Below are 20,673 nucleotides of genomic sequence, written 5' to 3' on the forward strand. Positions count from 1 at the left end.
AGGTTAATGTTTAATGGTGCCCAAATAGGGGTAGGAGGCTGCATGGAGGTTGAACTGTTAGAAATACGTCAGCATATGGGGCAGTTCCCGCCCTTTGACGGCCTATCCGATAAGCTGCTTGATAGTATTGCCGCAGAAGTGGAGGTTCGTTACTTCAAAACCGGCAGCGAGATTCTGAAGCTTGATCAATCGCTGACTGAGCTTTGCTATATTCGCAGCGGTGCGGTGGAGGTGTACCGTCGCCAGGGAGAGCTATATAACCGCTTAGGTGAAGGGGATATTTTTGGCCACTTCAGTTTACTGCGAAACCATAAAGTTCGCTTGCCCGCCACGGCCATTGAAGACACCCTCATTTATTTTATTTCCGGCGCCGTTTTTAAACGCCTCTGCGAGGAGGATGATAATTTTGCCGACTTTGTTGAGCTTGAGCGCCCACGTCTAGAGACAGCGGCAGAACAGCAAAAAAAATCTAACGACATGATGGTTTCGCGTATCCGAAAATTGGTAAGCCGGTATCCCGTCATGGTGCCGTCAACGACAAGTGTGCAGGAAGCTGCCAAACAAATAGGCGCTGCTCAAGCGTCTGCTGTTCTGGTCATTGATGAAGGCAGCGGTCATCCCCGCTATAGCTTTCAAGATAGCGAAGGCAAAACCTGGCAGATGTGCGGCATCCTCACGGATAGTGACTTTCGCACTCGCGTTGTTGCGGAAGGTCTGTCACCGCAAACGCCGATTGGTGATGTGGTTTCTGAGCGTCTTATTACAATTCAGTCGGATGCATCGATCTATGAAGCGATGCTGACTATGCTACGCAGTAACGTGCACCATTTGCCGGTACTTTATCGTCAACGCCCCGTGGGCGTGGTGCATCTCTCCGATATTATTCGCTATGAAACCCACAGTGGGCTTTATCTGGTCAGTAACATTTTTAACCAGTCCAGCGCCCAAGGATTAGCCAAGCTTTTACCGGATGTACGTGCTGCTTTTGTGCGTATGGTGCAAGAGGGTGCTAACTCACAAATGGTAGGCAGCGCTCTCTCAACCATCGGGCGCAGTTTTACGCGACGGCTTTTGGAGCTAGCGGAAGAGGCATTAGGGCCGCCACCTGTTCCTTACTGTTATATGGTTAATGGCTCTATGGCACGAAACGAACAAAGTATCGTGACCGATCAAGATAACGCGCTAATTTTATCCGATGACTTTAACCCAACAGAACATGACGCATACTTTCATGCATTGGCAGCGTTTGTGAGCGATGGCTTGGATGCCTGTGGTTATACCTACTGTAAAGGCGACGTGATGGCGACTAACCGCCAATGGCGTCAGCCACTGAGCGTATGGAAAAGCTACTTTAAAGAGTGGATGGCGAACCCCACTCCCGAAAAATTACTGCACAGCTCGATTTTCTTTGATTTAGATAGTATCTACGGAGAGGATCACTTCGTAGAGGCGCTACAGGACTTAATCGCTGAGACGGCCCCCCAATCGCCGCTTTTTTTAGCGGCAATGGCCCGTAATGCCCTCAATCGCACGCCGCCGCTAGGCTTTTTCCGTACCTTCGTGATGGAAAAAGATGGCAAACACAATAACTCGATTAATTTGAAGCGACGTGGCACCGCGCCTATGGTCGATCTTGTTCGGGTGCATGCGCTAGCCTGTGGTTCTAAAGCGCAAAATTCGTTTAAGCGTTTGGAGGATATTAGCCATACCCAGCTATTAGCCACCGGGGTCAGTGATAAGCTCAGCTATGCCCTTGAGTTTTTGTGTATGTCACGGATTCGTCATCAGGTGATTGATCTTCAGGAAGATCGCGCCCCAGACAATAATATCGAGCCTGAAAATGTCGAGGACAGCGAACGCCACACACTTAAAGATGCTTTTCAGGTACTGAGTAATGCACAAAAGTTTTTGAAGTTTCGATATCCAGTACCTGCACAGCGGCAGGGCCGATAATATGTATGAAATTCGACCACGCCAAAAAGTCGTTCAAGCCGATTGGATTAGCTACATGGCTGAGCGCGCCTTGCGATCGCAAGATAGTGCGCTAAAGCGGTTCTTTGAAACGTCACTCCCCGATCCGGGTACGCCTATTGCAGAGGTACCGATGGTGGCGTTGGATATGGAAACGACAGGGCTAGACGAGCGGCGCCATGGCATCATTAGCATAGGGGCTGTGCCATTTACGCTAAACCGCATTAAGTTAACGGAGCGCCGTTACTGGGTGGTTAAGCCGCCCCGCCCTCTGGATGAGGCGTCTATCGCTTATCACCATATCACGCACTCAGAAATTGCTAATGCACCTGATTTAGACGTGGTGCTGAATGAAGTGTTAGAAACGCTGGCAGGGCGGCTAGTGGTCGTCCACTTTCGTAATATAGAGCGGCCATTTTTAGATGCAGCGGTAAAAGATAGGCGCGGTGAAGGCGTGATGTTTCCGATGATTGATACCATGTCGCTTGAGGCACGTCTGCACCGTCAAACGCTATGGGCTCGTTTTCGCCGCTGGATAGGCCAGCCGCCTGTTTCTATTCGCTTGAACGCTAGCCGCGCACGCTATGGGCTGCCTGCTTATCAAGGCCATCATGCTTTGTTGGATGCGTTAGCGACAGCAGAGCTATTTCAGGCACAGATCGCTCATCGCTATGACCCAGATACGCCGTTGAATACGCTGTGGTGCTAATGCTTATCTTAGTAACGCAAAACGGGCAGCCCTTGGGCTGCCCGCTTATTTTACTGTGCTAATAATCGGCTGTTAGGCAGCTTTAGGTTCAGTCATTAAGCCTTTGATAATGGCATAGCACGCCACCAGCAAAATAATCGTGAACGGAAAGCCTGTCGAGACCGCCATTGTTTGAAGTGCAGTTAAGCCACCGCCAAGCAGTAGCGCTATGGCGATAGCGCCTTCAATGATCGCCCAAAATACCCGCTGCGGTTTGGGTGCATCTACTTTACCGCCGGCGGTAATGGAGTCGATAACCAGCGAGCCAGAATCCGACGAAGTGACAAAGAAAATCACCACTAACAGGATCGCGACAAACGAGGTGATCTGCGATAGCGGCAGCTGCTCGAGCATAATAAACAGCTGTAAATCGACGCCTGCATCACGCACGGCTTCAATGCCCTGGCTCACGTATTGGTCAATCGCAGTGCCACCAAAGGTGGTCATCCACAATACCGATACCAACGAAGGCACCAGTAACACCGAAATTAAGAACTCGCGCACGGTGCGGCCACGGGAAACACGGGCAATAAACATACCGACGTACGGGGACCAGGAAATCCACCACGCCCAATAGAATGCAGTCCAGCCTTGGCTAAAGTTCGCGTCTTCGCGGCCAAATGGGTTGGAAAGTGCGGGCAGGTGTACAGCATAGTTGATCAGGTTTTCAAAGAAGCCGGTCGCAATTAGCAGTGTTGGACCAACGGCAATCACAAAAAACAGCAGCAGTGCCGCCATCGCAATGTTGATTTTCGAGAGCAACTGCACGCCCTTGTCGACACCCGCCATAATGGAGCCGATAGCAATAATCGTGATGCCGATGATTAATAGGATCATCGTGATGTCGGTTTCAGGTGCGCCAAACAAGTAGCTTAAGCCCGCGGCTGCCTGGGTAGCCCCTAGCCCCAACGAGGTTGCCAAACCAAACAGCGTGGCGAACACTGCCAGGATATCAATGAGGTGACCCGGCCAGCCCCATACGCGCTCACCCAGTATTGGGTAAAAGACTGAGCGCATTGAGAGAGGAAGGCCCTTATTAAACGAGAATAGCGCCAGGGAAAGGGCGACGACTGCGTAAATGGCCCAAGGGTGTAAACCCCAATGGAATATCGTAGCGGCCATGCCCAGCGCGGCAGCACCTGCAGTATCGCCTTCAGCACCTGCAAGCGGTGCCCAGCTACCACCATCCAGCGAAGAACTGAAGTGGGCTAATGGCTCGTTAACGCCGAAGAACATCAGGCCAATGCCCATGCCCGCAGCGAACAGCATTGAAAACCAACCCGTATAGGTGAAATCAGGTTTGGCATCCGCGCCACCAATCCGGATTTTGCCCAGTGGTGAAACGATCAAGCCAAGGCAGAGAATCACGAATACATTAGCGGCCAGAATAAAGAACCAGGCCAGGTTGCCCGTCAAAAAGCCAAATACAGCATCGTAGATCGGTGCAATCGTACCTTGTAAAGCGAGCGTTAATATTACAAACAGCAGCACCAAAATGGACGAAATGGTGAATACCTTGCCATGCAGGTCAAGGTTAACGCCCATGGTGCTGGTGGTTATATTGTCTTGACCAATAACATAATCGGTATCGATCAAATTCGCCGCGCCCTCAGGGGCAGGAATGCCCTCCGAGGCTGGCTCTTCAAGTGGTTGATTTTGCGGCTTTTTATCCACAAATTTGCTCCCATCATTATTAACGTGCGTGTCGTTAAACGCGTGTCATCAAAGCTCAATGCTCAAAAAAACCAGTTCGCGCTTATTGGTGCACTCGAATCAGGAAAACAGACGCATCAGTGTGAGTAGCTACTTTCCCGCCATGGGAGGGCATAATAATGTCCAAATGGCGAGGAAGATGCGTTGCCATCATCACCAGATCGGCGCCTATCTCTTTCACAGCGTCGACGAGCTGTTTATCCACATTAGCAACAGGGTCTGTCGAACTGTAAACCTTGGTGCTTACCGGCTGACCGTGCACTTGGTGTCGCTTTTGGGCAAAAGCCTCAAGTTTTTGCTCGTACTCTTGAGGCGTGCGGGCAATGCTTGTGGGCGTATTCGCTGTGACGCTGACATAGGTGATATGCGCATCATACTGTTTAGCAAGGTCTGCCACTACGCTTAAGGCAGGCTCCAGTAGCTCTAAGTGAGCAAGGTCGACTGGTACCATAATGTTCTTAAACACAGCATGCTCCTCATATGGCTCCGTTTAGCATGGGTTTACCGCACTAATTAAAGCTATATCGTTGGTTGAAAACAGTTGCTTGCAGCATATGCAACAAATGAGCTGAAGCAAAGTGCAGCTTCAGCTCATTTATCATTCTACTAATAAACTTGATTTAGCCAAGACGATATTAGTTGTTCAACCACTGTGCGACAACATCTTGGTTATCCTCCACCCACTGCTGGGCGCTTTCATAGGGGTCGGCACCATCTTCTTGGTTCATAAGCATGACCTCGCCCATCTGCTCGGGCGTCCATGCAAAAGCATCTAAGATGGCATAGGCCTCAGGCATATCGTCTTTCAGCCCCTGGCGCACTACGGTATGAATTTGCTCAGCACCGCCATAAACGCCTTCTGGATCTTCAAGGTATTTAAGGTCAAAGCGCGCAAACATCCAGTGTGGCGTCCAGCCGGTGACCACAATGTCTTCTTCATTGTTGATAGCGCTGGAAAGCGCTGCTGTCATTGTGGCGCCGCTGCCACTGCGCAGGTTCAGCCCGAGGTCATAGGTATCCACGACCTCTTCGGTGAGCGACATCAAGCCTGCACCGGGGTCAATACCGATGATCTCGCCGTTAAAGCTGTCGGCGTTATCGTTCAAATCAGCAATTGAGTCTACATCTGTGTAGGCAGGCACTACTAAGCCAAGCTTAGTGCCGTCGAGATTCATGCCCAGATCTTCGACATTGCCACCCAGGCGTTCCATATAGTCTGCGTGGGTTGTGGGGAGCCAAGCAGCCACAATGGCGTCAGCATCGCCTGAAGAGAGCGCTTGGAACATGGCCGCTGCGGAAAGCGAGGTTAATTCAACGTCAAAGCCAGCCTGTTCAAGCGCTGCTGCAATAACGTTTGTAGAAGCGACCTCGGAAGACCACTCGACATAGGCAAGGTTAATCGTGCCGTTTGCTTGGGCGATACTGCCAGCAGCGAGCCCTGTGCCGGCGACAAGGGCCAGTGAAGCTAGGCGGACACGCTGATTGAGTGTGCGAGTTTTCATATTCTTACTCCTTCTTGTTAAACGGAGGGGTAACGTTGCCCAATGGTTTTGTAACCGCTTGGCTCTTGTAGCCCCATGGTTCTTGCATCTTTTACATAACGCGCCATTGCTAGCCTTTTAACGACGGGTTTTGCGCAGTGATTGGGTTAGGCGGTCCAGCAACATGGCGAGTATCACTACCGCAATGCCAGCCTCAAAACCATCACCTGGGCGCAAGCGCTGGATGGCGCGCCATACCTCGCTGCCTAAGCCATCGGCACCGATCATCGCGGCGATAACCACCATAGAAAGAGCCAGCATAATGGTTTGGTTAATACCGGCCATCACCGTCGGTAAAGAGAGCGGTAGCTGAACTTTGAAAAGCTTCTGGCCCCGTGTGGCGCCGTAAGCATCGGCGGCTTCAATAAGTTCTACCGGTACTTGGCGGATGCCCAGGGTGGTAAAGCGAATAGCGGGCGGCATAGAAAAGATAACCGTAGCAAAAATCGCCGACACCGAGCCAATACCGAAAAAGGGAATCGCTGGAATTAAGTACACAAACGCAGGCATGGTCTGCATGAAATCAAGCATCGGCATGATAAGCCGATATAGGCGCTCGGATAGAGCTGCCGCGATACCTACCGGAAGGGCGATGAGTACGGCAACGAACGTGGCGATCACCACGAGGGTGAGCGTTTCAATCATGGGGTCCCATAGCCCCAGATTCCAAATAAGGGCCAGGCCCGCAACAGCGCCAATGGCTAGGCGGAGGCTAGCAACTTTCCAGCACAGTAGCGCAATCATTGCCATTAATGCCCACTCGGGCAGCCACATGAGCCCATCGTTGAGGCTATTAATACCGGTTTGGGTAAATCGGGCAATGCCGCGTGTAACGAGCGAGTACTCACTGGTTAGCCAGTTGAGGCCGTTCTCAATCCAAGCGCCTAAGGGAATGCGTGGAATATCCATTACTGCTCTCCTGCTCGTGCGAGTTCATCCAAAACTGCTCCTTTCACCACCACGCCAAGCAGTCGCTGCTGCTCATCAACGACGGCAATAGGAAAACTTTTGTCGTTGAACATGGCAAATAGGTTATGCAGCGGCTCATCAGGAAGCACTTTTCGGAAATCCTGTGTCAGGTGATGGGTAATGGTTTCTGATTTGGCCTCAATGGCACTACTGGCCATCTCGGCTTCCAGCAAACCGATGAGGCGTCGATCTCGGTCGGTGACATAGATCGAATCAATACTATGGTCACGCATTCGGTGTAGAGCGGTTCGTGGGCCATCGCTGTCGCGGGCAGTGGTGCGTACCGGTCGCATGGCGCTTTCAGCAGTTAGTATTCTTGAGCGGTCGACCCCTTCAATAAAGCGGCGAACGTAGTCGTCAGCAGGCTTCGTTAAAATCTCTTCAGGGGTGCCGATCTGGACGATTTCACCATCTTTCAACAGCACGATGCGGTCGCCAATATTGAGTGCTTCGTCTAAGTCGTGGGTGATGAAGACCGTGGTTTTCTGCATTTTAGACTGCAGTTGAATAAGCTCTTGCTGCATGTCTTTACGTATTAATGGGTCAAGTGCTGAAAATGCTTCATCCATCAACAATACGCTGGAGTCGTTCGCTAGTGCTCGGGCAAGGCCAACGCGCTGCTGCATGCCGCCAGAAAGTTGATTAGGGTACGCTTCTTCCCAGCCATCAAGCCCCACCTGGGTAAGGGCGGTCTGAGCAGTTTTCTGACGCTCTGCTTTATCTACCCCGCGAATTTCAAGCCCAAACTCGGCGTTTTGCCGCACGGTACGGTGGGGAAAGAGCGCGAAGTTCTGAAATACCATAGAGAAGTGGCGACGGCGGCACTCCAGCAGCGCTTTTTCCCCCAGCGCAGGAATGTTTTCACCGTCAATAATGATCTCGCCTTCGGTGGTATCAATAAGGCGATTAAGGCAGCGGATTAAGGTTGATTTGCCGGAGCCTGACAAGCCCATGATAACCAGTAGCTCGCCTTCAAAGACATCGAAGGAGATATTCGATAGGCCCAAGGTCTGGCCGGTTTTTTCAAGAATATCTGAGCGATTCAACCCCTGATTACGTAGCTCCAATGCTTTTTGAGGCTGCTTGCCAAATACTTTGCTCAAGCCGCGCACTTGAATTTTGACAGGGCGTGTCTCTTCCATCAGTGATGCCTTTTATGGATATGAACCCTCTTACGCCAATTGCTTTTAAAAGCAGTCACAGGCGTCGATTCATAAGAATAAGTTAATGTTAACTGTGTAAATGTATTAACAATTATTATACATAAGTGAGGGGCATGTGTCACAAAGGCCCAGGGCGGGCGGGCAACAAACGCTACATGTGTCAAAATTAACCCAGCCATGTAGTGAAATCATGAGGTTGTCTCTTTATTTTTATTTTTATAAATTATTGATTTTAAATATTTTTTTATTTTTTTATGTTCTTTGGCATGTTATATGAAGGGTGGTGTTTAGGTTTTAATGCAATCTTTAAATGTTAATTGTTTAACGCAAAATGTAGGACGCTGCCTTAGCTCTCAATAGGCGATGCATGCAAATAAATACATGTGCAGATATGTGTTATTTGTGGAATTAAGCAGTCGCTGCATTAGCGATTTATATAAGTTTTAACGGAGGCAAGCCTTATGGATAAGCAAACGAAATCGGCCATCAAGCGCCCACGCGTATTAACGCTTTGCATGTTGGCGGCTACCGTAAGCACCTTGGCGCTTGCAGGTTGTGGTAATAACGATGATGAGTTACCACCAGCGCAGCAGCCAGAGCCGATGGAGCAGGATGCAACCACAAATGGTCAAGCACCTGCCATGGGTGATGAACCTGCCATGACAGATGATCCAGGCATGCAAGACCCCACGATGGATGATCCTGCCCTAGACGAGAATGCAGCTTCTTCTCAAGAGCCTATGCCAGGTGAAGAACCAGGTATGAATACCACTGATCCTGACGAAGAGCCAGGTTTTGGTGAAGGCGCCGAACCTATGCCCGGTGCAGATGATGATGACGATGAGTTAACTCAAGGCCAGTAATTGTTACCGCTCCCTACGATGATAAGCCGATACAGCTGTCTGTTCCCTGCGGCTGCCCCACACGGTTTATCATCCTTTTCCCTCGCGCCCGCGGGGGTTTTTTTGTCGCTGTGATAGCCACTCATTAGTGATTCAATTTCGCCGGGGCTCTGCCTGCTAACTGTAATTAAGTGACTAGTGTTGAGGGACAGACGTTGAATTTGGTAAATGATCCAGTAAGCCGCTATGTTGAAAAGGCGGTTAGCACACCCCCTCAAATCAAAGGAAGGAGCACGACATGATGTCTACCCACCCGAGTCGCCGTATAAGCGCCTTACTGCTTAGCGCAATGTTAGCCCTCGGTACCCTAGGGCTTGCAGGCTGTGGCGGTGACTCGCCTCCAAACGAAGAAGCCCAGCCAGAGCCCGAGCAACCAATGAGCCAGGGCCCCATGTCTAATGAAGACGCTGGTGAAGCGCCAAGCGATGACCTATAAGGTTATGTAACAGGGGTAGTAGAACACTTGTTTCCTACACGATGAATGTACTCCGCCATAGCGACGCCCAGGGGCTTAGCTATGGCGATCGTCGTTTACGGGATAACATTTTTCTGGCTAAAGACGTCTTGCTTATGACATAGGTTGGATAGGGGCATTTTGGATAGGGGCATTAAGGCTATTCCCCGTCATCTTCCAGGCGACGGTAGAGTGTTCGACGAGCAATGCCCAGTACTTCAGCTGTGCGACGTTTGTTGCCGCCGGTAGCTTCAAGCACTTTTCGAATATAACGTTTCTCCACCTCTTCCAGGCTGGGCCAGCGTGTGGGAGTCGGTGCTGGCACGTGGTTGCCGGGTAACACTTCACCACTTACCGTCGGTGCCATTTCACTCACGCTTTCTTGGCTGGTTTGTTCACGTAGCCGTTCGGGTAGGTCTTGGTGCTGCAGAACCCCTTCCTCGCTTAACGTGACAGCACGCATAATGGCATTTTCAAGCTCGCGTACATTTCCAGGGTAGGTATAGCTCAACAGGCTATTAAGTGCGTCTGATTCGATCTGCTCAATGTGTTTGCCCTGAGCGTCTGCTAGCTTGTCAATTAGTGCAAAAATCAGATGCTCGATGTCGCTACCACGCTCTCGTAGCGGTGGAATGCGTAACGAAAAGGTTTCTAGGCGGTAGAATAAATCGCTGCGAAAATTCTCTTGCTCGATCTCCTTCTCAAGATTCCGGTGCGTGGCAGCAATAATGCGCACATCTACGGCTTCTTCGCGCTCGCCCCCCACCGGGCGCACGGTTTTTTCCTGTAATGCACGCAGTAACTTGGCTTGTAGGTTAATGGGCATTTCACCAATTTCATCTAGAAACAGGCTGCCGCCTTGAGCGCTATGGAAAAGCCCTTTCTTGGCTTCGTTAGCGCCGGTAAACGCCCCTTTAACATGACCAAAAAACTCGCTTTCCATCAGGTCTGCAGGAATGCTGGCGCAGTTAACCGGCACAAACGGTGCATCGTGGCGGGGGCTTTCTTGATGAATGGCGCGGGCAAGTAGCTCTTTACCGGTACCGCTTTCACCCAGGATCAGAATGGGCGCATCGCTTTTGGCAAGCCTTGAGGCATCGTGAAACAGGGACTGCATGACATTGCTTTTGCCTACAATGCCATGGAAATGGCTAAGCTCGGCCTCTTCATGGTAAAGCGACAAACGCTGGCGCTCCAGTACACGAAATACGGCCTCGCGAATGGCGTCTAGATCGAGTGGTTTGGTAAGAAAATCATCTGCACCCAGCTTAAGTGCTTCTACTGCCTGATCAATCGTGCCAAATGCGGTTATAACGATAATGCCAAGTTCGCTGCCGCTATTACGCAGCTGCTGAAGAAGCTGGATGCCGGTCATTCCAGGAAGGCGTACATCCGTAATCATCATCGCCACAGGTGTGTGGCTAAGAAGTGCCAGGGCGTCTTCAGCACTGGGAACGCCTAGCGTTTCGTAGCCCGCGTCGTTGAGCTCTTCTTCTAATAACTCACGTATAGCGGCGTCATCCTCCACCACCAATAAAGGTAAAAGGGGTTCCTGATGGGTCACAAACGTTGTCCTCAAGCGGATGCGGTTTCACTAAGGGGGAGTGTAATTTCAAAGCCAGCGCCACCAAGGCCGCTGCTAAATACACCAATCGTCCCGCCGTGGTCGTTAATAATGCGATGCACCATCGAAAGCCCCAACCCGCTTCCTTGGCCCACTGGTTTAGTGGTGAAGAAAGGGTCAAATACTTTGTGGTGATCTGATGGGGGGATGCCCGGCCCGTCGTCTTCTACCCACAGCGTTAACTCCTCACCATGCTGTGCTGCACGCACCTGAATACGGCTCACGTCAGGCGCTTGGGCGGCATTGCGTAGTAAATTGGTTAACACCTGCACAATTTGCTGCCCGTTAACCAATAAATGGGGTGAAGGGGAAGGAAGATCAATGTCTAAGCGAATATTTCTAGGCTCAAGCTCCTCTTCCACTAACTCGCTGGCGCTTAGAATAAGCTGATCGAGGGCTTGATTACCTTTCTCTACGTTATGTTGCCGGCCTAACTCCATCAGTTGGCGGACAATTTCAACAATCCGTTCAACTTCCCCACGTATGCGTCCCAGTTTTGCCCGTTCGTCATCGCCAATGACATCCCGGCGCGCTAAGCGCTGAGCTTGACCGTTAATAACGGTGAGCGGTGCGCCGATTTCATGGGCAACCCCGGCAGCAAGTACGCCTAGTTCGGCAAGCTTTTTAGATTTGCGTAGGCGTTTTTCCAGCTCAATCTCACGCCGTTGGCGGGCGTCAATATCGCGGTCTTTTTCTGCCATGGCGTCTAACATACCGTTAAGGCCGGAGGCTAAGCGGCGGTACTCCGATGGGCCATCCTCTGTTGCACGCTGGCTGCGGTCGCCACCTTCTACTAATAGCATTACGTGTAGCAGGCGGTTGAGTGGCCGCTCGATATAGTGGCGAAACCCCCACCAAATACTGAAAACAATACCCGCCGCGCCGATGACAAACACCAGTACCGCAACAATACTAATAAAGCCGGTGTAATTCTCGATGCCCGTATTGAGTCGGTTCACCTGAAGCACGCCTTGAACCGTGCCGTCCTGGTTGCGTAGTGGCGTCAATGCGGAGTAGTAGTTCCACCCTTCATGCTGGCGATAGTTACTGTAAAGATCGTCTCGCTCGATAACTTGGCGGATCTCTTCTGGAGTAAACAGGTTTTTACCCAGCCCAAGTCCGTAGACCTCCCGACCTTGGGTATCAAACACGTAAGCGCCGTAGATGCGGTGGAAAGAGAAGGCGGATTGCAGCGCCTCTTCCAATGGCGTCCCGCTATCCCGGGCGACGGCGTAGCTCAATGAGGAACTCAGCGCTCGGGTTATAATTTCGACTTCCGTTTGTAGCTTGGAGCGAACGTTATCTTCCAGGGACTTAATAGCCACAAGACTAAACACCACCAATACGATAAACAGCGGGAAAATCACTGTTAAGATAATCAAGTTACGTAGTCGCATCGAGCATCCGTGTTCGTGTAGGTGGTTATAAAACAGGGCTCATAAACAACACTTGCCCTTTTTCCAAGCGCAACATAGCAGTTGATTAGTTCGCCGCCTGCAAGCGATAAAGACTGCCTTGGTTACTATCGGTAAGCAAGTAAATGGCATCGTCCGGCCCTTGGCGCACATCGCGGATTCTGCCCAACTCGCCCTTTAGAATTTGCTCTTCATCGACCACGTGACCCTCATCTAACGCTAGGCGCAGCAGCGTATTACTGGCCAACCCGCCAGCTAATAAATGCCCTTGCCAAGCATGAAACGCAGCGCTGGTGACCTCGGCCAAGCCCGAGGGGGCAAAACGACCTTCAAATACATAGACCGGGTCAACCATGCCGGGTAGAGAGTCTACGCCAATTGGCTGGTTAGTGGCGTAATCATTACCCTGGCTAACTTTTGGCCAGCCGTAATTATTGCCTGGCTCAATAAGATTCAGCTCATCGCCGGTGCGAGGTCCGTGTTCAGAGACCCAGGCTTGCCCATTACTCAAGACCGTCATGCCCTGAATATTGCGATTACCCAGGGTGTAAATTTCATCCAAGGTACTGTCGTCATCAACAAAGGGGTTATCGCTGGGTACGCCGCCGGTATCGGTCAGCCGTAGCGTCGTGCCTGCATGATCGTCGCTCTGCTGGGCACGCGAGGTGGTCCCGCGGTCGCCAATGCTCATCAGTAGGGTGCCGTCCTCTAGCCATGCCAACCGTGAGCCGTAATGGCGTCCGGGTGAGGAAGCGCGATCTTGCTCAAACAAGTGCTCTACTTCACCAAGCGTATCGCCTTGCCACTTCACTCGGGACAGTGCTGAGCGGCTAGCGTTGCCATCGGGTTTGCTCCAGGTAAAGTAAATCCAGTCGTTTTCCCCGTCACCAAAATCTGGGTGGAGCACTACATCAAGCAGCCCCCCTTGGCCGTTTTGACTCACGTCTGGCATGCCTGCCAGTCGTTGCGATTCGCCAGTGCCGTGAACAAGGTTTAACGCGCCGCTGCGTTCACTCACTAGATAGCGACCGTCGGGAAGAAACGCCACCGCCCAGGGATTCTCAAGCCCCTCGGCCACCCGTTCGATGGTGATCGCGAAGTGATCGGTTTCCAGCGCACTGTGTACCACCTCCGCGTGGGCAGCATTGGCGAAGAGTAGACCCGCCAGCGAGGGAGCTACCCAACGTGCTGCCAGTACACGTAACAAGCAGCGCGGTGTCGTTTGCGGTCGAGCGGATATGAGGTGTCGCGTTGGCATGGTGTGCATGGGCATCGTTTGTCCTCGGTTAGCGCGGAGTCAGGGTAGTAGTCTAGCAGTGACTGCCTTAAACGGGCGGGGGTTCCCGGCGCTACATCAGTAGCGCCAGCAATGCCGGTAAGTAGAACAGCGCCATTAGCGTTGAGCAGAAGACGAGGCTTGCCACATAGGCAGGTTCGCGCTGGGCACGTTGGGCAAACAGGTAGTTGAAGACCGCCACTGGCATACACATCTGCACTACTAAAATGTTCTGTGCCAGTGGCGGCAGGCCTAGCCAACCGGCAATGAACCAAGCAGCGGCGGCTGCCAGCGGAATACGGATTAGGCTAAAGCCAACGCCAGAGCGCAGGCTTTTCACCTGAATACTGGCCAGCGATACGCCAAGCGTGATGAGCATCAGAGGCACGGTAAAGCCTGACATAAGGTCCACCGTGTTGGCCATCCACAAGGGGAGTGAGGTATCGGTGAGCAGCAGCGCCATGGAAATGACGATGGCATACACCGTCGGGGTCCTGAGCAGCGTTTTGATTGGGCTACCGCTGCTGCTTAGCACGGCCCCCAAGGTGAACTGAAACAGTGAAACCGTCACCATCACTGTAATACCGTAGGCAAAGCCCGCGCTGCCGAACGCGTACAGCACCACCGGCAGTCCCATGTTGCCGGTGTTGGGGTACATCATCGGCGCAATCAGCACCCGCCAATCGCGGCGCAGCAATGTTGCGACAGCAAAGCTGGCGGCGCCCATGCTCATAATGACGAGGGCCGCGGCCAGCATCACTTGCCCAAACGTGCTGGCATCGATGGCCGCCCCGGAGAGTGACGCTAGCACCAACGCTGGAGTGCCAATATTGAAAACCAGGCGCGTCACAAAATCGACCGGGTAGGGTTGGCCGAGACGAACCCATAAAAAGCCCAGTCCGGCACCGGCCAGCACGGGTGCCATGACGGCGAAGAGTTCAGCGAGCATTAAGGTTCCTTGACGATCATCGGCTGCCTATTGTGGATAATTAGGCGGCTAACTGGCAAGGCGAACCTCTTAACCAGAGTGAACGGCTTCCGTACGGGTTTGCCACGCGGCGGGTACCTGCTCGCGCAGAAACGCCAGTAGAGCGTTTACCCGGCGAGAGTGGTGCCCATAGGCATACAGTAGCGTGACGGGAAGTGGGGCAGGCTCCCAACCTGGCAAACAGTTTATCAAATCGCCAGGGTGGTGCCGTTCGCGGCCTTCAACCAACCAATGTGGCAGCAAGCCGATCCCCTGGCCGTAAGCAATGGCATCAATGTGCAGCGCTGTGAGATCTACCTGTAGCCGCGAGCGGGGTGCGTTAAAGAGGTAGTCAGCGTGTTCTGGATGATGCAGTAAGAGGCCGCTGGAGGCGGTGTCCAGTAGGTCGATCCAGGCGTGTGCGTCAAGCTCGTTGGGATGCTGCGGGGTTCCTACATTACCCAGGTAGCGCGGGTTGGCGTAAAGACCACGGGTGAGATGGCCTAAACGCTCTTGATTCAGGCCGCACTCATGGGGGGCGCCTAGCCAAATGTGCACGCTGTTGCTTTGCATCTTCGTCGGCGGCCTTTCCCGGGTATGCAGCGTTAGCTCGATTTTGGGGTAACGGGTTAAAAATGCATCTATTACCCCCGCTATCCACCCCCGAGCCAGGGCGCCGTGTACCTCTAACGTGACTTTACCGCTGATCTCCTCGCGCAGCTCTGCTAAGGCCTCTTGGCTGTGGGCGGCCATGGCCAGTAACTCGATGCAGTAGTGGTGAAACAGCAGGCCCGCTTCGGTAGGAATCAAACGATTTGCTTGGCGCCGCAGCAGCGGTTGGTTGAGACGAGCCTCTAACTGGCTAATCCGGCGGCTTAAGGTAGATTTTGCAAGCCCGAGCTTCTGTGCGCTGCGCGTCAAACTGCCGGTGGTCATTATGTCGTTAAAGGCGGCGAGTTCATCAAAATCGTACATAGTCGGAGCCACTAGAGAAACGGAGGCGGCTATTGTGCCACTTAATTTTTTGAATGAAAATAATTGCTATTTGTGTTCCGGTTTTTTGAACCTATATTGCTGTCGCTTGAGGGCGGCCACCAGCGAGTAGCCGTATTTTGTTATATCGGCCAGCGGGCAAGCAAAGGCACCGTCATAACAGGCTGTTTCTTAAAATAAGTGAAGGTGCGTGAGAGCGTCAGTCGGTAAGGAGTACGCGCACTGCTCATACTGCCCAAGCGAATGCGTTTAAATAGATTAATCCATTGAATCGCGACCATAGCGGGAAGTGACTGCAGTGGTCGCTTTATACAAAAGCGAAAAACCCCGGCACAAGGCCGGGGCAGCAAGCCAGCATTGAAACAGTAAGTGAACCCTCAAGCGTTAGAAGTCGTAAGTGGCGGAGACCCAGAAACTGCGGCCATCCAGAGCTACGCCATTGGTGAAGCTACTGGTTTGAGTAAAGCGGTAGGCACGCAGGGTCTCACCGTTGTGTTCAAAGGTATCGGAACCAGTGAAGTCTTTATCAAACAGATTGTAAATAGTACCGGTTACTCGCACGTTGTCGCTGAAACGGTAGGAGTTGCGCAGGTTAAACAGTGCATAGCCATCGAGGTTATTACCAAGCTGCTCTACCAAGGAAGCAGATTGACCGCTTGGGGTGCCAGTGAAGCGCTCGCGAGAAGAGTAGTACTCGCTCTCCAGTGTGGTGCTCCAGCGGTCGTTAATCGCCCAGGTCAGATCAGCGGTGAGCTTATGTTTCGGGGTGTTGGTTAACAGCTGGCCTTCGTTAGCACCGGACTTCACTTCAGAGTCGGTAAATGTGTAGCCGCCGCTGACATGCCACGCCGGGGCGATTTGATAGCTTGCGTTTAGCTCGACGCCACGGGTTTCGGCTTTATCAATATTGATCTGCTGACGGAAGTTTTCTTGCTGTGTAAAGCTGCCCACGCTGACACAGTTGGCGAGTCCCGCATTGGGGGTGTTGCCGTTGTCATCGATAAACTGGCAGTTAGGTAAGGGAGTGCTGTTGGCAATACGATCCGTAAAACGATTGTAGAAAACGGTAGCCCCCGCTGCAAAGCCGTCTTGGTTGTCGTAAATCGCACCAATTTCATAGTTGGTGCTCTTTTCTGGCTCCAGGTTGGGCGAACCAATTGTGACGGTGCGGCCTTGCGCGATGAAGCCAGTCACGCCGTCATGCAGGTCGTTCAGCGACGGTGTCTTATAGCCACGGCTTACGCCACCTTTCAGCGTCCAGTTGGGGGTTGTGTTCCACACCAGGTAGCCGCGTGGGCTAAAATGGCCGCCGAAAGCGTCGTGATGTTCGTAGCGTCCGCCAAAGGTAAAGGCGAGATCGTCTCGCAACAGCCACTCATCTTCGGCAAACAGTGCCCAGCTGGTTTGTTCAAACGCTTGGTTACCGGCTGCGCCATCTTCTAATTTGGCATCGATGTACTGGCCGCCAATCGTCGCAATATGGTCGCCAATGGGGGCAACAAACTTGGTATCAACAATAATGTCGCGGTTTTCCAACAGGCGATCTTCGCCCCCTTGGGCCTCGTAACCATATTCAGGTGCGCTACCTTCAGGCAACGTACGGCCTAGGGTCTCAGTGGTGCTGTGGGTAACGCTGCTTTCCCAGGTGCCTGCGCTGTAGTGCCCCGAGTGTCCAATAGCGACCTGATCGCGATTGAAGCGCAACTCATCTTTATAGCCCCAGGCACTGTCCGGAGCTTCTGTTGAGCAGTCGCGTGCCCATCCATCAAGGCTGCCAAGGCGGCAGTCGTCGTTGCTATACGTTTGACGCGAGCGCTCGGCGTCTAGCCAGAATTCATTGGTGTCGTCTGGTGTTACATTTAAGCGCCCACCGATAGAGTAATTGCGTGCTTCTACTGGGCGAGGGTCGCGCCCTGCGCTATTTTCAACCATGCGCTCAGAGCTGTCGCGGTCGAATAGGCGACCACGTAACTGAAGGCCAACAGTATCTTCTACCAAGGGGCCAGATGTGTATAAGTTGATCGCTGAGCTATTGCCCGCATCGCGATCCTGCTGGAAAGTGTTCTCAACCGTTACTGAACCTACCCACTCTTCGCCTACGCGGCGGGTAATAATATTAATGACACCACCCATAGCGTCGGAGCCGTAAAGTGTCGACATCGGCCCACGGATCACTTCAATACGCTCAATCGCGGCAAGCGGCGGCATAAAGCCGGTTGACGTTTCACCAAAGCCGTTGGGCGTCACGCTGCCAGAGGTATTCTGACGACGACCATCAATCAGGATGAGCGTATAGGCGCTAGGCATACCGCGAATCGATATGTTCAGGCCGCCGGTTTTGCCCGTACCTGAGCGAACGTCGACGCCTGGCACGTCGGCAATTGCCTCAGCAATGTTTGCGAACTGTTTTTGTTCCAGCTCTTCACGGGTGACTACGGCAATACTCGCAGGGGCATTGTTCAGCGTTTGCTCATAACCGGCGGCGGTGACCACCATATTGTTAAGCTGAGTGCTGTTCTGAGAGGCCTCTTGGGCATGAGCCGTCGCAGTAACGCTGAGCGCGATGGCGCTTACGAGGGCGGTGCGAGTAAAGCGTGGCATGTCGATCCCCTGATATGAGTATTGTTTACCAATGAAATTGATTATCAAATGAGTTTCAGATTCTAAGAAGAAAAGTTCCCACTTGCGAGGTTGTTTCATCGAACATTGTGTTGCGCTTAATGGAACAGGGCGCTTCAAGGCGCAATGCCATCAGCGTTTTACCCTGCTGAGAAGGTGCCGAAGGCCAGGGTTGCAGAAACGGCAACACGCTATTCGTTGGAATAGAAGTGCAAGTGCTTTTGAGAATCGTTATTATTGGAGTGTTTGTTAAAGCAAAGCATTTCACTGGGCATTTCACTGGGAGAGACACATGCGACACACGTTATTGCAGCGCGGTTTACTCGGGATGCTGATAAGCATCTTGCTGGTGGGCACCGTTCAGGCGCGCACGCTGGAGACCGCTTATGGTGACGTCGAGGTGGCGGATGCCCCCGAGCGTGTGGTGACGCTGTATGAAGGCGCGCTGGATGCCGCGCTGGCGGCAGGCGTAACCCCGGTAGGGGCGGTGACCACCCGTGGCGGCGACAACGTGGCGGAATACGTGACCGACTACCTCAGTGCGAACGAGCTCGAACACCCTGAGATTGTAGGCGTCGTGCGAGAAATTAATATTGAAGCAGTGCTGGCCCAGCAGCCGGACCTTATTTTAGCCGCGGCCCAACTGCCGCAGGAGCAGTATCAGCTGCTATCGCAAATTGCGCCTACCGTGGTTCCCCACACCCAACCGCTGGCGGCAGATAACTGGGAAGCCGAAGCGCGTCTGTTCGGCCAGGCCTTGAACCAGGAAGATGCGATTGAAGACGCCATTGCCGCTGTAGACCTGCGTGCCGCTGAACTGGCGACAGCGATTGCCGCTGCCGATGTCGGTGGCACTGCCTTTTTAGCGCGCTGGATGCCCAGTGGCCCGATGGTGATGTCGACGCAACTGATCGCCACCGGCTTGTTAGAAAAGGTCGGGCTTGGTGTTCAAGATGCGGGCCTTATCAAAGCAGACAGCGCTCACAGCGACGTATTAAGCCTTGAAAATCTGTCTCAGGTAGACGGCGATTGGCTGTTCTTAGCTACGCTCAATGATGACGGCCAAGCCGCCCTGGAGAGCGCCAAACAGAGCGCCGCCTTCAACCGCTTGAACGTGGTACAGAACGAGCGGGTGGTGCCGGTAAACGGCCAGCTCTGGAGCAGTGCCAACGGCCCGTTGGCTGCCCAAGCGATTCTAGACGACATCGAGAAAGCCTTATTGCCGTGAACGATGCCGTGAACGATGCTGCCGTGAAGTCCTTTGCTAACGATATTTCTAACTTTGCTGCTAACAACGTGAGCGGCAGGCGCTGCTCACCACGCTCCTGGATGTTCCTTCTGCTCACCGCCCTTGTGGCGGTGAGCGTCGTTAGTTTGTTGATTGGCGCAGGCAGTATTGGTCCACGCCAAGTGCTGGGGCTGCTAAGCGGAAGCGATCACGCGGAAGCGCGTTTTATTGTGTGGGAGCTGCGTGCACCGCGCACGTTGATAGGTATTGCGGTAGGCGTGGCGCTGGGCGTGGCGGGGGCGCTGCTACAGGCCGTTTCCCGCAACCCGCTGGCCGAGCCGGGCTTGTTGGGCGTGAGCGCAGGCGCTGCATTTGCCGTTTCCCTGGCGCTGGTGTTAGGGGCCAGCGCGGCCACTTTGCGCATTCCAGTAGCCCAGTTAGGGGCGCTCATCGGCTGTGTGTGCGTGCTCAGCGTGGCTCGGCTGCGCGATGTGGGGAATGACCCGGTGCGCTTAGTGTTAGCGGGGGCCGCGTTTTCGGGGCTGCTCGGTTCACTCAGCGCTCTGATGCTGCTTTACGACCAGAGTGCCGCCGATGAGATTCGCTTTTGGGTGGTAGGCAGCTTGGCGGGTAGGCGGTTGGATGATTTATGGGCCGTGCTGCCCAGCCTGCTAGTAGCAGGGGCAGGCGTTGTTGTGATTGCCCGGCCGCTGGCCGCGCTGGCACTTGGGGAGAGGGCCGCGAGCGGTTTAGGGCACCGCCCTGGGCTGATTCGCTGGCTGGCCGTGGGTTGTGTGGCGCTATTAGTCGGCGCGGCCACCGCCATTGCCGGGCCGATTGCGTTTGTGGGGCTCGTGGTGCCTTTTGTGGCGCGGGCCATCGCCGGGCCGGATATTCGCCGCACGCTCTGGTTCTGCCTGCCTGTCGGCCCGCTGATCGTACTCACCGCCGATATTATCTCCCGTGTTGTGGTTGCCCCTTCCGAGCTGCCGTTAGGCGTGCTCACCGCGCTCTGCGGCGCGCCGGTGCTGATCGCGGTGGTGCGGGCCAAACGCCTACCCATGCTCTAACGCTCCTTTTGGTTATCTGA

At 53.3% G+C, this 20,673-nt stretch carries 17 protein-coding genes; 6 read left to right on the forward strand and 11 right to left on the reverse strand.

The features are described 5' to 3' along the window. Nucleotides 1-42: 42 nt before the first annotated feature. Together MOY_RS12665 and MOY_RS12670 are read left to right on the forward strand one after the other, a co-directional pair. Entirely contained in the window at nucleotides 43-1,953 is a 1,911-nt protein-coding gene (locus MOY_RS12665; protein ID WP_009100349.1) for a DUF294 nucleotidyltransferase-like domain-containing protein, read from the forward strand. Between the two features lies 1 nt (nucleotide 1,954). Beyond that, nucleotides 1,955-2,680, forward strand: coding sequence for a 3'-5' exonuclease (locus MOY_RS12670; RefSeq protein ID WP_009100351.1), 726 nt, complete (start codon nucleotides 1,955-1,957; stop codon nucleotides 2,678-2,680). Between the two features lie 72 nt (nucleotides 2,681-2,752). Here MOY_RS12670 and MOY_RS12675 read toward each other — a convergent pair whose 3' ends face one another. From MOY_RS12675 to MOY_RS12695, 5 genes are all read right to left on the reverse strand, one after another. Next, nucleotides 2,753-4,393, reverse strand: a complete 1,641-nt coding sequence (locus MOY_RS12675; protein WP_009100354.1) for a BCCT family transporter — start codon at nucleotides 4,391-4,393, stop codon at nucleotides 2,753-2,755. A gap of 82 nt (nucleotides 4,394-4,475) precedes the next feature. Beyond that, the gene (locus tag MOY_RS12680; protein ID WP_009100356.1) at nucleotides 4,476-4,898 is read right to left on the reverse strand and encodes a universal stress protein; all 423 of its coding nucleotides are present in this window, start codon (nucleotides 4,896-4,898) and stop codon (nucleotides 4,476-4,478) included. Between the two features lie 169 nt (nucleotides 4,899-5,067). After that, on the reverse strand, nucleotides 5,068-5,934 hold the full coding sequence (locus MOY_RS12685) for a glycine betaine ABC transporter substrate-binding protein (RefSeq protein ID WP_009100357.1): 867 nt from the start codon (nucleotides 5,932-5,934) through the stop codon (nucleotides 5,068-5,070). Nucleotides 5,935-6,051: 117 nt separating this feature from the next. Next, a complete protein-coding gene (locus MOY_RS12690) occupies nucleotides 6,052-6,882 on the reverse strand; it encodes an ABC transporter permease (protein ID WP_009100359.1) in 831 nt (276 codons plus the stop codon). After that, nucleotides 6,882-8,084 (reverse strand): quaternary amine ABC transporter ATP-binding protein, encoded by a 1,203-nt coding sequence (locus MOY_RS12695; protein ID WP_009100361.1) that lies wholly within the window; start codon nucleotides 8,082-8,084, stop codon nucleotides 6,882-6,884. The genes MOY_RS12690 and MOY_RS12695 overlap by 1 nt, the downstream gene beginning before the upstream one ends. Before the next feature lie 482 nt (nucleotides 8,085-8,566). Between MOY_RS12695 and MOY_RS12700 the strand changes: the two genes are divergently transcribed. Further along, nucleotides 8,567-8,968: a hypothetical protein gene (locus MOY_RS12700; RefSeq protein WP_009100363.1), complete on the forward strand. Its 402-nt coding sequence runs from the start codon at nucleotides 8,567-8,569 to the stop codon at nucleotides 8,966-8,968. A 277-nt stretch (nucleotides 8,969-9,245) separates the two neighbouring features. Then, on the forward strand, nucleotides 9,246-9,443 hold the full coding sequence (locus tag MOY_RS12705; protein ID WP_009100365.1) for a hypothetical protein: 198 nt from the start codon (nucleotides 9,246-9,248) through the stop codon (nucleotides 9,441-9,443). A gap of 178 nt (nucleotides 9,444-9,621) precedes the next feature. Here the strand turns inward: MOY_RS12705 and MOY_RS12710 are convergent, their stop codons facing one another. The 6 genes from MOY_RS12710 to MOY_RS12735 form a co-directional block, all read right to left on the reverse strand. Continuing rightward, nucleotides 9,622-11,025, reverse strand: a complete 1,404-nt coding sequence (locus MOY_RS12710) for a sigma-54-dependent transcriptional regulator (RefSeq protein ID WP_009100366.1) — start codon at nucleotides 11,023-11,025, stop codon at nucleotides 9,622-9,624. An 11-nt stretch (nucleotides 11,026-11,036) separates the two neighbouring features. Next, nucleotides 11,037-12,482 (reverse strand): sensor histidine kinase, encoded by a 1,446-nt coding sequence (locus MOY_RS12715; RefSeq protein ID WP_009100367.1) that lies wholly within the window; start codon nucleotides 12,480-12,482, stop codon nucleotides 11,037-11,039. An 85-nt stretch (nucleotides 12,483-12,567) separates the two neighbouring features. Further along, nucleotides 12,568-13,767: a PQQ-dependent sugar dehydrogenase gene (locus tag MOY_RS12720; RefSeq protein ID WP_009100368.1), complete on the reverse strand. Its 1,200-nt coding sequence runs from the start codon at nucleotides 13,765-13,767 to the stop codon at nucleotides 12,568-12,570. An 82-nt stretch (nucleotides 13,768-13,849) separates the two neighbouring features. Beyond that, nucleotides 13,850-14,725, reverse strand: coding sequence for an AEC family transporter (locus tag MOY_RS12725; RefSeq protein ID WP_009100369.1), 876 nt, complete (start codon nucleotides 14,723-14,725; stop codon nucleotides 13,850-13,852). A gap of 69 nt (nucleotides 14,726-14,794) precedes the next feature. Beyond that, nucleotides 14,795-15,718: a LysR family transcriptional regulator gene (locus tag MOY_RS12730; protein WP_009100372.1), complete on the reverse strand. Its 924-nt coding sequence runs from the start codon at nucleotides 15,716-15,718 to the stop codon at nucleotides 14,795-14,797. 402 nt (nucleotides 15,719-16,120) lie between these two features. After that, the gene (locus MOY_RS12735; protein WP_009100373.1) at nucleotides 16,121-18,337 is read right to left on the reverse strand and encodes a TonB-dependent receptor domain-containing protein; all 2,217 of its coding nucleotides are present in this window, start codon (nucleotides 18,335-18,337) and stop codon (nucleotides 16,121-16,123) included. A gap of 310 nt (nucleotides 18,338-18,647) precedes the next feature. Between MOY_RS12735 and MOY_RS12740 the strand changes: the two genes are divergently transcribed. Beyond that, nucleotides 18,648-19,583 carry an ABC transporter substrate-binding protein gene (locus MOY_RS12740; RefSeq protein ID WP_009100374.1) on the forward strand — a complete coding sequence of 312 codons (936 nt, stop codon included), beginning with the start codon at nucleotides 18,648-18,650 and terminating at the stop codon, nucleotides 19,581-19,583. A gap of 101 nt (nucleotides 19,584-19,684) precedes the next feature. Then, on the forward strand, nucleotides 19,685-20,653 hold the full coding sequence (locus MOY_RS12745) for a FecCD family ABC transporter permease (protein ID WP_035540726.1): 969 nt from the start codon (nucleotides 19,685-19,687) through the stop codon (nucleotides 20,651-20,653). The last annotated feature ends 20 nt before the right edge of the window (nucleotides 20,654-20,673 follow it).

Origin of the sequence: Halomonas sp. GFAJ-1, from assembly GCF_000236625.2 — a bacterium.
Taxonomy (GTDB): domain Bacteria; phylum Pseudomonadota; class Gammaproteobacteria; order Pseudomonadales; family Halomonadaceae; genus Vreelandella.

Excerpts from the sequence above, each read along its gene's own strand:
- MOY_RS12745 (WP_035540726.1), top strand. The coding sequence starts at position 19,685 with ATGTTCCTTCTGCTCACCGCCCTTGTGGCGGTGAGCGTCGTTAGTTTG.
- MOY_RS12690 (WP_009100359.1), bottom strand. The coding sequence starts at position 6,882 with ATGGATATTCCACGCATTCCCTTAGGCGCTTGGATTGAGAACGGCCTC.
- MOY_RS12725 (WP_009100369.1), bottom strand. The coding sequence starts at position 14,725 with ATGCTCGCTGAACTCTTCGCCGTCATGGCACCCGTGCTGGCCGGTGCC.
- MOY_RS12715 (WP_009100367.1), bottom strand. The coding sequence starts at position 12,482 with ATGCGACTACGTAACTTGATTATCTTAACAGTGATTTTCCCGCTGTTT.
- MOY_RS12695 (WP_009100361.1), bottom strand. The coding sequence starts at position 8,084 with ATGGAAGAGACACGCCCTGTCAAAATTCAAGTGCGCGGCTTGAGCAAA.
- MOY_RS12740 (WP_009100374.1), top strand. The coding sequence starts at position 18,648 with ATGCGACACACGTTATTGCAGCGCGGTTTACTCGGGATGCTGATAAGC.
- MOY_RS12705 (WP_009100365.1), top strand. The coding sequence starts at position 9,246 with ATGATGTCTACCCACCCGAGTCGCCGTATAAGCGCCTTACTGCTTAGC.
- MOY_RS12730 (WP_009100372.1), bottom strand. The coding sequence starts at position 15,718 with ATGTACGATTTTGATGAACTCGCCGCCTTTAACGACATAATGACCACC.
- MOY_RS12735 (WP_009100373.1), bottom strand. The coding sequence starts at position 18,337 with ATGCCACGCTTTACTCGCACCGCCCTCGTAAGCGCCATCGCGCTCAGC.
- MOY_RS12720 (WP_009100368.1), bottom strand. The coding sequence starts at position 13,767 with ATGCACACCATGCCAACGCGACACCTCATATCCGCTCGACCGCAAACG.
- MOY_RS12670 (WP_009100351.1), top strand. The coding sequence starts at position 1,955 with ATGTATGAAATTCGACCACGCCAAAAAGTCGTTCAAGCCGATTGGATT.
- MOY_RS12685 (WP_009100357.1), bottom strand. The coding sequence starts at position 5,934 with ATGAAAACTCGCACACTCAATCAGCGTGTCCGCCTAGCTTCACTGGCC.
- MOY_RS12700 (WP_009100363.1), top strand. The coding sequence starts at position 8,567 with ATGGATAAGCAAACGAAATCGGCCATCAAGCGCCCACGCGTATTAACG.
- MOY_RS12665 (WP_009100349.1), top strand. The coding sequence starts at position 43 with ATGGAGGTTGAACTGTTAGAAATACGTCAGCATATGGGGCAGTTCCCG.